12 protein-coding genes are annotated in these 13,926 nt (G+C 62.4%); 8 read left to right on the top strand and 4 right to left on the bottom strand.

Annotation, left to right across the window (positions count from 1 at the left end; genetic code table 11):
- Nucleotides 1-164 precede the first annotated feature (164 nt).
- Genes NE851_RS13390 through NE851_RS13375 form a run of 4 tightly spaced genes read left to right on the top strand, consistent with a single transcriptional unit; the run spans nt 165 to nt 5,956 of the window.
- A complete protein-coding gene (locus NE851_RS13390; RefSeq protein ID WP_028755580.1) occupies nt 165-2,303 on the top strand; it encodes a sensor histidine kinase in 2,139 nt (712 codons plus the stop codon).
- Entirely contained in the window at nt 2,290-2,715 is a 426-nt protein-coding gene (locus NE851_RS13385) for a response regulator (RefSeq protein WP_028755581.1), read from the top strand. The genes NE851_RS13390 and NE851_RS13385 overlap by 14 nt, the downstream gene beginning before the upstream one ends.
- A gap of 4 nt (nt 2,716-2,719) precedes the next feature.
- Entirely contained in the window at nt 2,720-4,315 is a 1,596-nt protein-coding gene (locus NE851_RS13380) for a response regulator (protein ID WP_028755582.1), read from the top strand.
- Nucleotides 4,316-4,336: 21 nt separating this feature from the next.
- Nucleotides 4,337-5,956, top strand: coding sequence for a VOC family protein (locus NE851_RS13375; RefSeq protein WP_183906336.1), 1,620 nt, complete (start codon nt 4,337-4,339; stop codon nt 5,954-5,956).
- Nucleotides 5,957-5,959: 3 nt separating this feature from the next.
- Here the strand turns inward: NE851_RS13375 and NE851_RS13370 are convergent, their stop codons facing one another.
- The 3 genes from NE851_RS13370 to NE851_RS13360 form a co-directional block, all read right to left on the bottom strand.
- On the bottom strand, nt 5,960-6,853 hold the full coding sequence (locus tag NE851_RS13370) for a DMT family transporter (RefSeq protein WP_097596020.1): 894 nt from the start codon (nt 6,851-6,853) through the stop codon (nt 5,960-5,962).
- 89 nt (nt 6,854-6,942) lie between these two features.
- Entirely contained in the window at nt 6,943-8,379 is a 1,437-nt protein-coding gene (locus tag NE851_RS13365; protein ID WP_183904534.1) for an FAD/NAD(P)-binding protein, read from the bottom strand.
- 93 nt (nt 8,380-8,472) lie between these two features.
- On the bottom strand, nt 8,473-8,901 hold the full coding sequence (locus NE851_RS13360) for an OsmC family protein (RefSeq protein ID WP_183906335.1): 429 nt from the start codon (nt 8,899-8,901) through the stop codon (nt 8,473-8,475).
- Nucleotides 8,902-9,044: 143 nt separating this feature from the next.
- On the opposite strand from NE851_RS13360, the gene NE851_RS13355 reads away from it, so the two are divergent.
- Genes NE851_RS13355 through ligD form a run of 4 tightly spaced genes read left to right on the top strand, consistent with a single transcriptional unit; the run spans nt 9,045 to nt 12,979 of the window.
- Nucleotides 9,045-9,305, top strand: coding sequence for a hypothetical protein (locus NE851_RS13355; protein WP_028757520.1), 261 nt, complete (start codon nt 9,045-9,047; stop codon nt 9,303-9,305).
- Nucleotides 9,306-9,360: 55 nt separating this feature from the next.
- A complete protein-coding gene (locus tag NE851_RS13350; protein ID WP_028755588.1) occupies nt 9,361-9,594 on the top strand; it encodes a DUF2188 domain-containing protein in 234 nt (77 codons plus the stop codon).
- A gap of 18 nt (nt 9,595-9,612) precedes the next feature.
- A complete protein-coding gene (ku, locus tag NE851_RS13345; protein WP_047613568.1) occupies nt 9,613-10,467 on the top strand; it encodes a non-homologous end joining protein Ku in 855 nt (284 codons plus the stop codon).
- A gap of 1 nt (nt 10,468) precedes the next feature.
- On the top strand, nt 10,469-12,979 hold the full coding sequence (gene ligD / locus NE851_RS13340; RefSeq protein ID WP_183908770.1) for a DNA ligase D: 2,511 nt from the start codon (nt 10,469-10,471) through the stop codon (nt 12,977-12,979).
- Nucleotides 12,980-13,001: 22 nt separating this feature from the next.
- Here the strand turns inward: ligD and ku (NE851_RS13335) are convergent, their stop codons facing one another.
- A complete protein-coding gene (gene ku / locus NE851_RS13335; RefSeq protein WP_028757623.1) occupies nt 13,002-13,805 on the bottom strand; it encodes a non-homologous end joining protein Ku in 804 nt (267 codons plus the stop codon).
- Nucleotides 13,806-13,926 lie beyond the last annotated feature (121 nt).

Genomic DNA, 13,926 nt, shown 5'->3' with positions numbered 1-13,926 from the left:
CGAACGTCGCTGTCCTTAGAAATCACGATACCGCGGTTTCACGAAAATTCGATATATATTACCGCAAGGCATTTCGCAAAAAGCGCGGCATCGCCTTCCCTTTGCCTATTGAGTATTCGTTGATTTCGGAAAAAATGACCGCGCAAACCAAGGAGAATAGGCGGGTGCAGGATAGCAGCGACGTGGACCTGCAGGACCAGCGAAGGCGGCACTACCGTGCCTTTGCGATTGCCGTCGGCTGCCTGATGGTCCTTCTCGGCGTGACCGCCCTTGCCGGCTGGCTGCTGCAGGTCGAGATCATCATTTCGCTGGTTCCCGGCTTTCCGTCGATGGCCTTCAACACTGCGCTCTGCTTCGTGCTTTCCGGGACGGGGCTTGCCGCCTCGACACTGACCGGCCGCCGTTTTCGAATAACGGCTACGATGACGGCGGGACTTGCAGCGGCGTTTGCCGCAGCCCGGCTCGTGGAAATCGTCACGATCGGCCGGACTTTCCACAATGTCGACGTGTTGATCTCGCGCTTCCTGGTTCCCCCCGCTTTCATTGTGCAGATCGGCGGCGGCATGGGGCCGAATACGGCGTTGATCTTCCTGATCGCCAATCTTTCGCTGCTGCTTTCGCTTCCGGTGGAGAGGAAAAGCCAGGTGGTGCAGGAGCTGACGAGCTACGTCGTCATGACGCTCGGCATGATCGCGCTGGCGAGCTACGTCACCGATGCCGAACAGGGCTACCGTTGGGGGCCCTATGCAGCGATGGCGCTGCATACGGCGGTCGGCATGGTGATCTTCGGCGCGGGGCTTCTCGCCCGCTCCTGGTGGATGCAGCCGGCAAACCGGGCGCAGATCCCGCTCTGGATCCCGGCTGCCGTGTGCTTCACCGGCCTTCTCGTCGATCTCTATACGCCGCTGGGTGTCGCCAACGGCATTCTCTACGTGCCGCTGGTGCTGACGGCGCTCTGGTTCGGCAACAGGAACGCGCCGCTTTTCTTCGCCTTTGCCTGCACCGTGCTGCTGATGCTCGGCTTCTTCGCCGTCAGGCACGATGAGGCGACATTCTGGCAGGAGATCGCCAACCGTACGATTACGGCCGCCACGCTCTGGCTGATCGCGATCCTCGTCTTCTATTTCATGCGCAACAACTATAACCTCGAAACCGAGCGCGTCCGCTTCGGCGCGTTGTTGCGCGGCACGCCTGATGCCGTCGTCGTCATCGACGATCGTGGAACGATCAGGAGCTTCAATCCGGCGGCGGAAAGCATGTTCGGCTACTCCCCGCAGGACACGATCGGCCGGAACATCAAGATGCTGATGCCCGAACCCTACCATTCCGAGCACGACGGCTATCTCGCCCATTACCGGCAGACCGGCGAGGAACGGATCATCGGCACGACGCGCATGGTCTCCGGACGCCGCAAGAACGGCATCGTCTTTCCGATCGATGTTTCCATCAGCACCGTCGTCACCGGCGATACGAAGATCTTCGTCGGCATCGTGCGTGATATCAGCGAGCGCGTCCGGCAGGAAGAACGGATGAAGGCGACGCTTGCCCAGCTCGAGGCCTATACAGCCGAACTCGAGCGCAGCAACCACGACCTCGATGAATTCGCCTATATCGCCTCGCATGATCTGAAGGAACCGCTGCGCGGCCTGCACAACCACTCCCGCTTCCTCCTGGAGGACTACGAAGACAAGCTCGACGTCGACGGCGTACGCCGGCTGAACCGGCTCGTACGTCTCAGCCAGCGCATGGAGAAACTCGTCAACGACCTTCTGTATTTCTCCCGGCTCGGGCGGCAGCAACTGGCAGTCAAACGCACCGACATCAGCCTGATCGTCAAGGATGTCGTCGCGACGATGGAGCTGCTGCTCGAGGAACGGCATGCCAAGGTCATCATCGACGGCCGGCTGCCGGACGTGGTCTGCGACGCGCCGCGATTGACCGAAGTGTTCCGCAATCTCATCACCAATGCGATCAAATACAACGACAAGCCGGCGCCGCTCGTCTCGATCGGTTACCTCGACCGGTTCGTCGGCCAGGACGGCACGGTTGCCCGCAACGTGTTTTTCGTTAGAGATAACGGCAAGGGCATACCCCAGGAATTCCATGAGGACATTTTCCGCATTTTCAAAAGGCTGGAAAAGTCGCAGGATTCCGAAGATGGTACCGGAGCAGGCCTCACCTTCGTTCGCAAGATCATCGCGCGACACAATGGCGATATCTGGCTGGAATCCGAGGTCGGCGCCGGCACGACGTTCTATTTCACCCTGGGAAGAAAGCGCGAGGGGCAGAATGCAGCAGCGTGACACGCAACCAATCCTGATCGTCGAGGACAGCGAAGACGATTTCGAAGCAACGATGCGCGCCTTCAAACGCACCAACCTGCGCAACTCGATCCGCTGGGCGGCCTCGGGGCAGGAAGCGCTCGACATGCTCGGCGTGATGGCACCGAAACCGGGGCTGATCCTGCTCGATCTCAACATGCCGGGCCTTGACGGCCGCAAGACGCTGGAGGCGATCAAATCGAACGCCGGCTGGCGCAAGATCCCGGTGGTGATCCTCACGACCTCCGACGACGAGCGCGATATCGAAGGCTGCTATGCGCTCGGCGCCAATACCTATGTGCAGAAGCCGGTCGATCTGGACGGGCTCTTCGCTGCGATCCAGCGGCTGAAGGAATACTGGTTCGAAATCGCGATCCTGCCGCTCGAGGACTGACAGATTGGCGGAAGTCTGCAGCATTCTCATCATCGACGACAATATCGACGATCGCGAGGTCTATCGCCGCATATTGGGCCGCGTCTCCAGCACCGCCTATACGGTCGTGGAGGCGGAGACAGGTGAAGAGGGCCTGGCGCTGAACGGCCGGAAACGGCCGAACTGCATCCTGCTCGACTATTCGCTTCCGGGGCGCGACGGTCTCGGCGTTCTTGCCGATATCCTGGAGGCCGATCCCGCCGCCAACGTCATCATGCTGACCGGCCAGGGCAGCGAAACCGTGGCCGTCGAGGTGATGAAGAGCGGGGCGCGCGACTATCTGACAAAGGATTCCCTGTCGCCGGAAACACTGCATCGCTGCATCCAGAACGCCATCATGCACGGCATGCTGGAAGCAAAGCTGGAGCAGAAGCGGCAATCGCTCGAGATCTTCACGCGCGCCATGGCCCATGATCTGAAGGAGCCGCTGCGGACGATCAAATCCTTCAGCCGCATCCTGCACGGGTCGTCGGCGCTTCCGGCCGAAGACCGCGAACTGCTCGATTACGTGCTCAGCGCCGCCGACCATATGGAAGATCTGATCGTCAAGGTCTCGGGCTTCACCAGGCTCGAGGCCTCCGGCGGACCGGAGCTCAGGCCGGTCTCGCTCTCCGCTGTGCTCGACCAGGTGGAGGACAATCTGCGCCAGCAGACCGAGAGCCGAGGAGCCGTCATCATCCGCGGCGCACTGCCTGAGGTGATGGGCGATGCGACGCTGCTGACCCAGCTTTTGCAGAACCTCGTGTCGAATGCCATCCGCTATTGCGACCAGAAGGTTCCGGAGGTCAGCATCACCGGGCAAGCGCAGCGCGATATCTGCCGTCTCACAGTGCGCGACAACGGACCCGGCATTGATCCCGAGCACCGCGAACTGATCTTCCAGCCGTTCAAGCGCCTCGTCGGCCGTGGCATCGAAGGCACCGGGCTCGGCCTTGCCATCTGCCGCCGCATCGCGCAGTTGCATGGCGGCTCGATCTGGTGCGAGCCGGAAAATGGGCCGGGCGCCACCTTCGTTGTCGAAGTGCCGCTCGCCGAGGCAAGGCCCGCGCCGCCGGCCGCATCGGCCATCCCGCACAGCGCCAGGCCGGCGGAGCAGCCAGGCGAAGGTTCGGGCAGGCTCGCCGAAGTGCTGCTGGTGGAAGACAGCCCGGCCGACATCCAGATTCTGAAGATCAAGCTGATGCGCCGGGAGAAGGTGAATTTCAACCTGCATGTCGCCACCAATGGACGCGAGGCGATGCGGCTGCTCGAAGAGCGTGCCGGCATCGCCGATGTGCCGCAGATCGACCTGATGCTGCTCGACATCAACATGCCGATCATGGACGGCTTCGAGGTGCTGCATGCGCTTTCCGCCGATGTCCGCCTCAAGCGAATTCCCGTCTGCATCCTCAGCACCTCAAGTGATGAGACCGACATGCGGCGGGCCAGAAATCTCGGCGCGCGCGCCTATATGGTCAAGCCGCCGACCCTGCAGCAACTGGAAGAGGCACTCGAAGATGTCGAACATTTGGAATTGCTGCAGCGCGGCGATTCGCTTGCACTTTGTGCGGAACAAAACTAAGCGACGGTCATTGGCAACGGTATGACCTTCGCAGCTCTCATACTCGCGCTCCTGACGACGCCGCTTCAATCAGGACTGCTCTCGATGGTATCAGGCATTCATCACGTCACGGCCGTAACCCGAAAGGTGCAGGCGAACGTGGACTTTTACGCCGGGTTTCTCGGCATGCGGCTCGTCAAGCAGACAGCCGGTTACGAGGACGCGACGCAGCTTCATCTCTTCTATGGCGATGCGGCGGGGACGCCGGGTTCCCTCCTCACCTTTCTCGCCTGGGAAGATGGCGCCCCCGGCCGGGTGGGCTTCGGCCAGATCAGCGAAATATCGCTGTCGATCGATCCCGCCAGCATCGGCTACTGGCTGACGCGCGCCATGAGCTTCGGCCTGCGCTCGGAGGGGCCGGCTGACGAATTCGGCGAGCCTGTGCTGCGGCTGAAGGACCCCGACAACATCATCCTCAAGCTCGCAGGCACGAAGACCCTGGCATCGCCGGCCGCCTGGGACGGCGCCTCGATCCCGGTCGAGCATGCCGTCCAGCGCGTGCGCGGCGCCACCATGCTGACGGAGAAGCCTGCCGAAAGCCGCAGCTTCCTCGAGACCCATTTCGGTTATCGCTTCCAGGCCAATCGTGGCACGATCGACAGGCTGGTGTCGCAATCCGGCGACGTCATCGACGTGCGCGATGCGCGCGGCTTCTGGTCCGGCGCGCCGGGCACCGGCACGGTCGATCACGTCGCCTTCCGCGCCGCGAACGAGGACACGCTGCTTTCGGTGCGCAAGGCATTGGAAGCGACCCATGCGTCGCCGACCAACATGCACGACCGCAAATATTTCCGATCGCTTTATGCCCGCGAACCCGGCGGCACGCTGGTGGAGCTTGCCACCGACAAGCCCGGCATGACCGTGGACGAAGAACAGGCCGCTCTGGGGACGAAGCTGTTCTCCCCGCCCGAAGCCATCACCAATCTCCATGACCTGAAGGTGGTGCTGCCGCAGTTTTCGATGCCCGGCCAGCCGCGCGTCAACTATCGCGAGCTGCCATTCGTCCATCGCTTCTATACGCCCCCCGATCCCGATGGCAGCGTCTTCGTGCTGCTGCACGGTTCCGGCGGCAATGAGACGACGCTGATGCCGCTCCTGAACAAGGCGGCGCCGCGGGCGACGCTGCTCGGCGTGCGCGGCCGGGCAACGGAAGAAGGTTTTCCGCGCTGGTACAAGCGCATCACCCCCTTCTCCTTCGACCAGAACGACATCAAGACCGAGGCCGAAGCCTTCGCGGCCTTCATTGAGGGCGCCGTCAAATCCTACGGGCTCGATCCTCAGAAGGTCGTCTATGTCGGATATTCCAATGGCGCCAACCTGTTGAACTCGCTGCTCTACCTGCACCCGAACCTGGTTCACAAGGCGGTGCTGCTGCGCTCCATGCCGGTGCTCAGCGACTATCCGCATGCCGATCTCAAAGGCACGGACCTGCTCGTCATCAGCGGCAAGACCGATGCCTACGGCAAATATGCGAGCGAGCTGGAAGAGAGGCTGAAGAGTTCGGGCGCCACCGTCGATTCCGACGTCATCCCCGGCGGCCACGATCTCGGCGATGCCGACATTCCGATCATCCAGAAATGGCTGCTGCAGGAAAATCGCTGACGATCAGCCGCGGCGGGCAACCATGATGCCGGCAAGCACGATGGCGCCGCCGAGCGCCTGCATCGCCCCGATCGCCTCGCTCAGCAACGCCCAGGCGAGGATGGCCGCGACGACCGGCTGCAGCAGCAGCGTCAGCGAGGAAAACGCCGGCGGCAGATAGGCGAGCGCATAGGTGATCGCCACCTGCCCGCCGGCATGGCTGATAAAAGCCAGGCCGAAAACGATCGACCAGCCATAGACGGTCGCGGGCAGCATATGGCCCTCATAGATGAGGCCGATCGGAAAGATGCAGACGGCGGCGCAGGCCGTGCTCCACAACATGATGCGGATCGTATCGAACCGGCTGCGCAGCCTGCCGATCGCCAGGATGTAGCAGGCATAGAAGAAGGCGGCGATCATCGCCATGCCGTCGCCGCTGAGATCGCCATTGCCGACGGCTGCCGGCCCGCCCTTCAGAATGACGACGCCGCAGAGCGCCACGGCAAGTCCGAGGATGAAGATGCGGCTGATCTGCGCGCTGAAAAAGAGGAAGGCGATCAGCGTGACGAAAACCGGCGCAAGATTGGCAAGCAGCGTCGCATTGGCGACCGACGTCATGGTGAGCGACAGGTGCCAGGCGCCGAGATCGAGCGCCAGCATGACGCCCGGGAGAACCAGCATGCCGTAGTCGGAAAGATTTTGCGGCTTCGGACCCCTCTCCTTCTTCATCAACGAGACGATGAAGATCGGGATCAGTGCCAGCGCCACGCGCCAGAAGGCGGTCGCCATCGGCCCGACCTCGGACAGCCTGACGAAGATCGGCGAGCCGCCGATCGCCGCTCCGCCGAGAAGGAGGGCCGCAAGGGCAAAACGATTGGAAGGCGGAGCTTCGGATAGGGTGGAGGCAGGCTGCGACATGATCTCGATATTCTTGGTCACCCGGATGCCGGGTGCGTATCAGAAGTCGATCACCGGCGACAGCCGAAGAGCGACATATTGATCGAAAATCAGGCAGGATGCCTATTCGTCGCGCGCGTCCTCAGCTTTTCGGCGATCTCGCCGGCGACGAAGAAGGCATGCTCGGTCACCTGCGGCAGTCCCATCAGCTCGCCGAACGTGCCGCGCGCCAGCGGGCCGGAGATCAGCAGCGAGGGGTCGGCCCGTCCGGATGGGCCGATCGCCTCCGAACGCTCGGTACAGGCAAGGCCGAGGCCGGTCGGGTCGAGCGCCAGGTGACCGTCTGCCGCAAGTGCTGCAAGCCAGGGCTGGGTTTCGAGAATACCGCCATGCGCCGGGCCGGTGGTGACGACGACAGCGTCATAAGGTCTCTCCAGCGGCTGGCGCTGATGACGCGGCTGCAGGGTGCAAAGGATCAACTCGCCCTCGATGCGCGCATCGGCGACCGAGCCGGCGAGGATATCGAGGCGGCCCGCAGCAACCGCCGCGTCGAGCACGGCCTCGACCTGCGGGGCGATCCGGAAACGGTGCACGTCCCAATAGGGACGCAGATGACGGACGAGACGGCGCCGTTCGGCAACCGGCAGCGCCTGCCAGAGTTCGTATCCCTGCGCCCGCACCTGATCGATCACGCCATGCCAGCTGATGCCGTCAGCCTTCGCCGCATCGATGGCGGTGCGGATCTCCGCCAGCAGCGACACGGCGGAATGGGTCGCATCGGAGACGAAATCGCCGAAGAGCGGCTGCGGCACCGGCGCATGGCCGCGAGACCGCAGACCGCGCCGCGAGATCGCGGTCACCGGACCGTCATGTCCGCGCTGCGCCAGCGAGGCAATCACATCGGCGGCCGTCAGACCGTTGCCGATGACCAGCACCCGGTCATGCGGGCGGATAGCGTCGAGCGCTCCGGGCTTGGTGGTATCGGCGACGAAACGGGGATGGGCAGCAAGCCGGATTGCAAGCCGGCCGGGAGCCGCCGGCGGCGGATGGCTGGTGGCGATCGCGACGATATCGGCCTCCGTCACGCCGCCCTTGTCGTCGAGGATCGACCAGCGGCCGGCACGGCGTTCGACACCCGTCACCGCGGCGCGGCAATGACGCACGCTCCCGTCTTCCAGCAGCGGTTTCAGCAGGGAGGCGACATACTCGCCGAAGAGCCGACGCCGGGGGAAGAATGAGCCATCGGGCTGCCTGGCCTCGGGATCGTCGGCGACGGCATCGCGGGCTTCGATCCAGGCCTGGAATTCACTCAAGTCGCCCGGCTGCAGGCTCATCTTGGCGGCCGGCACATTGATGCGATGAGCCGGATCATCCGTGTCATAGGCAAGGCCGCGGCCGAGTTCGGCGCGCGGCTCGAAGACCACGATGGCAGGACGCTCGCCGCAGTCGGCCTTAGCGAGATGATAGGCGACGCCGGCGCCGGAGATACCGCCGCCAATGATGGCAACGACGGGTTGTGCGGACGTCGGGAGAGGCTTGGGCTGCATGGTGGCCGGGATCGTTGCTTCGATATCCGAGCATAGAAGCGGGGCAGCGGTCGCGCAATCCTTCCGCCGCTATTGTCTATAATTTTTATAGGCTTATCCCGATATTGTCGTCGAGAATTCGGGATTGCCGCGGATGGTGTTGCTCACCGTGCAGATCTCGTTCTCGGCGGCGTGGGCGATCTTCTGCCGGGTCTCCTCGTCGATATCACCCTTGATCGAGAAGGCGATGTTGAACTTGGCAACGCGCGAAAGGCCTTCCGTCGCCTTCTCGCCGGTGACGTCGGCAGTGATCTCGCTGATCTTGTCGAGAACGCCCATCTGGCTGGCGACGATGCGGGCGCTGAGCACCAGGCAGGCCGAGAGCGAGGAATAGAGCAGGTCGAGCGGATTGAAGCCCGGCTGCGACGGCGCGGTGACGATATCGATCTCGCCCTTGGTGGCGGAGGTGACATGTGGGAAACCGGTGCGGCCGACCACGGCGGTGGCGCCGGTCGGGCGGGAGCGAATCTTGAGATCGGCCATATTGAAATCCTCTCGCGAATATCCTGCGGATGGCGATTCCGCCTGATGCGGCGATGGCAAAGCCCGCCCACCGGTTTCGGAACCTTTCCATCCCTCATCAGTTGAATACACCTGAGCGAAATCAGTGACAAAGGTGGATTGCGATGGTGCACGTCCGCAGCGTGGATAACCAAGGCCGGCGGATGGATGCTCGTGATCGGCTGATCGTTGCGCTCTATGCGCAGCTGAAGGCCGAGCGGGAGACGCGCGAAACGCTGGAATGGGCGATCCGCAACGGCGCCGTTTCGAAGGAGGTGCTGGAGGCGATCGCGGCCGATCCGGTTCCCGTCGTCACCAGCGAGGATATCGCATCGCTGGAGAAAATCATCGCCCTCGATGAACGGCGCAAAACAAATCGGAACTAGAGCAGGATGCCAACGCCATCATGCTCCCTATTTGATTGAGAAGAGGAGATCCGAAATGGCCGATATCACCTATCAGGTCGTCCCGCATGACAATGGCTGGGCCTATAAGCTCGGCGACACGCTTTCGGAAACCTATGCGACGGCTGATGAAGCGATCTTCCATGCCAAGGACGCCGCGTCGCGCCAGAAGATCGGCGATGGCGATGCGCTGCTCGCCTATCCCGCGCCTGACGGCCGCGGCTGGGCATTTCAGGAACTCGAAACCGACAAGAGCGGCAGCCGGCTCTGATTTGCGACGGAGGATGGAATGGCCGCTCGGGCAAGCTGGAAGGGTCATCTGAAGGTGGGCGACCTTGCCTGCGCCGTCGGGCTCTACACCGCCGTTTCCTCCTCCGACCGCGTCTCCTTCAACATCATCAACCGCAGGACCGGCCATCGGGTGGAACGGCAATTCGTCGACAGCGAGACCGGCAAACCGGTCGAGCGGGACGACCAGGTCAAGGGCTACCAGATTGAGAGCGGCGACTACATCGTCATCGAGGGCGACGAGATTGCCGAGATCATGCCGGAGAGCGACAAGGTGTTGAATATCAAGGCTTTCATCGCCCTCGACGGGATCGACAAGCTTTATTTCGACCGCCCTTACTATCTCGCCCCCGTGGACGAGCATGACGAGGAGGCGTTGTCGCTGATCGCCAGGGGCATGCGCGACGGCAAGGTCGCAGCACTCGCCGAAGCCGTGCTTTTCCGGCGCAACCGGACGCTGCTGATCCGCCCTCATGACGACTACATCGTCGCGACGATGCTGAACTTCGATTACGAGGTGCGCTCGGCCGATACGGTCTTCAAAGACATTCCCGACATCAAATTCGACAAGGAGATGATCGAGCTTGCCGGCCATATCATCGGCACCAAGCAGGGCAGCTTCGAACCAAGCGAATATGAGGATCGTTACGAGGCTGCCCTCGTCGAACTGGTGAAGGCGAAGATCGAGGGCCGGGCACCGCCGAAGAAAAAGAAGCAGCCGGAGCGCAAGGTCGTCGACCTGATGGAGGCGCTGCGCCAGAGCGCGAAGATGAGCGGCAAGGCCCCAGCAACGAAGGATCCGGCAAAGAAGAAGGCGCCGGCCCGCAGCGACAGCCACAGCAAGAAGGCAAGCTGAGATGGCTCTCGAAACCTATCAGGCGAAACGCAATTTCAAGCTCACCCCCGAGCCACGCGGACAAAAGGGCCGCAGCAGCGGCAACAGCTTCGTCATTCAGAAGCACGATGCGACCCGGCTGCACTATGATTTCCGGCTGGAGATGGATGGGGTGCTGAAGAGCTGGGCGGTGACGAAAGGACCAAGCCTCAACCCGGAGGATAAGCGGCTCGCCGTGCATGTCGAAGATCACCCGCTCTCCTATGGCGATTTCGAGGGCATTATCCCGAAGGGGCAATATGGCGGCGGCACCGTCATCGTCTGGGATCGCGGCACCTGGACGCCGCATGGCGATGCGCACAAGGCCTACCGCAAAGGCCATATGGAATTCGAACTCGACGGCGAGAAGCTGAAAGGCCGCTGGCATCTCGTGCGCATGCACGGCCGGCCCGGTGAAAAGCGTGAGAACTGGCTCTTGATCAAGGGCGACGACGCCGAGGCGCGCCATGACGGCGACATCCTCGACGAACGGCCGGAATCAGCCAAAACGGGCCGGCAGCTCGAAGAGGTGGCGGATAATCCCGAAGCGACCTGGAATTCCAAAGCGAAGAACGGCAAAGGGATTGCCGTCAAAAGACCGGCTCCGAAGGCAAAAGCCGCCGCACCCCGGGAACGCGACTGGCCGAAGGGCGCGCGCAAGACCGCGATGCCGGATTTCATCGAACCGGCCCTTGCCAAGCTGAAGCCGAAGCCGCCGGCGGACGATCGCTGGATCCATGAGATCAAGTTCGACGGCTATCGCCTGCAGGTCAGGATCCGGGACGGCGAGGTCAGGATGCTGACCCGCAGCGGGCTCGACTGGACACCAAAATTCGGCAAGGACGTGCTCGATGCCTTCGCCGCCCTGCCGGTGCGATCGGCGGTGATCGACGGCGAGATCGTCGTCGAGCGCGATACCGGCGCCTCGGATTTCTCGGCGCTGCAGCAGGATCTGAGCCAAGGCCGCGATGACCGCTTCGTCTTCTATGCCTTCGATCTTCTGTATCTCGACGGCCACAGCCTGCTCAACGCGACGCTCCTCGATCGCAAACATCTGCTCGAAACCCTGATACCCGGCGACGACGACAAGCTGCGCTACAGCGCGCATTTCAACGAAAGCGGCGGACTGGTACTCGACCATGCCTGCCGGCTCAGCCTCGAAGGCGTGATCTCCAAGCTGCGCGACAGCAAATATACGTCGGGGCGGAAGGGCGAGTGGATCAAGTCGAAATGCTCGCATCGCCAGGAATTCGTCATCGGCGGCTACGTTCCGTCGACATCGATGAAGAATGCGATCGGCTCGCTGGCGATGGGGTATTACCAAAACGGCGAACTCAGACATGTCGGCCGTGTCGGCACCGGCTATACGGTGGTAACGGCGCAGATGCTCCATGAGAAGCTGTCGCGGCTGACGCAGAGCGAGAATTCCTTCGACGACAAACTGACATCGGAGGAACGGCGCGGGCTGATCTATGTGAAACCGCAACTGGTCGGCGAAGTGGAATTCCGCGCCTGGTCGGCCGACGGCAATCTGCGCCATGCCGCCTTCCGCGGCCTGCGCGAGGACAAGCCGGCAAAGGACGTGACGCGCGAAACGGAAAAGACCACAGCCCGCGCTTTGCCGAAATCGGCGGTGGCGCTCACCCATCCCGACCGCATCTACTGGCCGGACGAGGGCGTTACCAAGGAGGGCCTGGCGAATTACTACGCCCAGGTGTGGCGCTTCATGGCGCCCTATGTCGTCAACCGGCCCCTGGCGCTGCTGCGTCTGCCCGACGGGATCGAGGGCCGGCAGCGGTTCTTCCAGAAACATGCCTGGAAGGGCATGAACCCGCATATCGGCGAGATAACCGATCCGAAGGACAAGCAGGGCGAGAAGCTGCTGCGCATTACCGATTTCGATGGCGTCGTGGCGCTGGTGCAATCGGCCGTGCTGGAAATCCACCCCTGGGGTGCGACGACCGACAATTGGGAAAAGCCCGACATGATAACCATGGACCTCGACCCCGGCGAGGAGGTGGCGTGGGAGAATGTGATCGCCGCGGCTTACGAATTGAAGGAACGGCTGGAGGCCGAGGGTCTCGCCGCTTTCGTCAAGACCACAGGCGGCAAGGGGCTGCATGTGGTGACGCCGCTTGCACCGAAAGCCGGCTGGCTGGAGGTGAAGGGCTTTGCCAAATGGCTTGCCGACAGCATGTCGGCCGATGATCCCCAGCGCTATCTCGCGACGGCGACCAAAGCCAAGCGCCAGGGAAGGATCTTCATCGACTATCTCCGCAACGGCCGCGGCAATACGGCGGTCGCACCCTATTCGACGCGGGCAAGGCCGGGGGCTGCGGTGTCGATGCCACTGGAATGGGATGAGCTCACCGCCGACATCGGGCCGGCCTATTTCACGGTGGACAACACGCCGACGCGGCTGGACGCCTTGCCGAGAGATCCTTGGGACGGGTTTTTCGCAGCAGCGAAACCGCTGGAAAAGAAAAAGCGATAGCGGATCGGCAATACCCTTTCGCCTAATGCGGTTTGCGCCCGCTCTCAGCAGCCAGGCTCTTTTTCAATGCATCCATGATGTTGATGACGTTACCGGTCGACTTCACCGGAGCGGGCTTTTTCGCGGGCGCGGTCTTCTTCAGGCTCTTCTGCTTGCCGCGGATCATCGCCTTCAGGCGTTTCTGAATCGGATCCTGCACCATGGTGGGGCTCCAATCCTTGGTCTCTTCCTTCACCAGTTGCTTCATCAGCGTCAGCAGCTTGCTGTCGATCTCGGTGTTGCTATCGAGTTCGGCTATGGGATCACGCACCTCGTCGCCATAACGCAGGGTCCAGAGAACGATGCCTTTGCCTTGCGGCTCCAAGAGCACGGCACGCTCCCGACGATAGAGAACCAGACGGGCGATGCCGACGACATCATTCGCCTTCATCGCCTCGCGGATGACGCAGAAGGCTTCCACCCCGACCTTGTCCTCGGGCGCCAGAAAATGCGGCTTGTCGTACCAGATCCAGTCGATCGAGCCGCGCGGCACGAAACTGTCGATGTCGATGGTGCGGGTGCTTTCGAGCCCGACCTCCTCGATTTCCTCGTCTTCGAGCAGAACATAATCGTCCTCGCCGCGCGGATAACCCTTCACCTGGTCCCGCTCGGCCACAGGTTTGTGAGTGACGCTGTCGACATAACGGCTTTCGACGCGGTTCTTCGTCTGGCGATTGAGGACATGGAAACGAACCTTGTTGCTTTCGGTCGTGGCCGGCGTCAGCGAGACGGCGGCGGTGACGAGCGAGAGCTTGAGATAGCCTTTCCAGAATGTCTGACGTGCCATGTCTGTCCTGCCTCCCGGACATGGTTGGGCATCGTTATTAACGGCCTGTTCGGTCTTTGGTTCCGGGAGCTGATGAGGTTTCGATTGACGACGACAGCCAGCGTCCCGGCGCGCGGCAGCG

Origin of the sequence: Rhizobium anhuiense bv. trifolii (assembly GCF_024346605.1) — a bacterium.
Classification (GTDB): Bacteria; Pseudomonadota; Alphaproteobacteria; order Rhizobiales; family Rhizobiaceae; genus Rhizobium; species Rhizobium anhuiense.
This window is presented reverse-complemented; position numbering and strand designations above follow the sequence as displayed.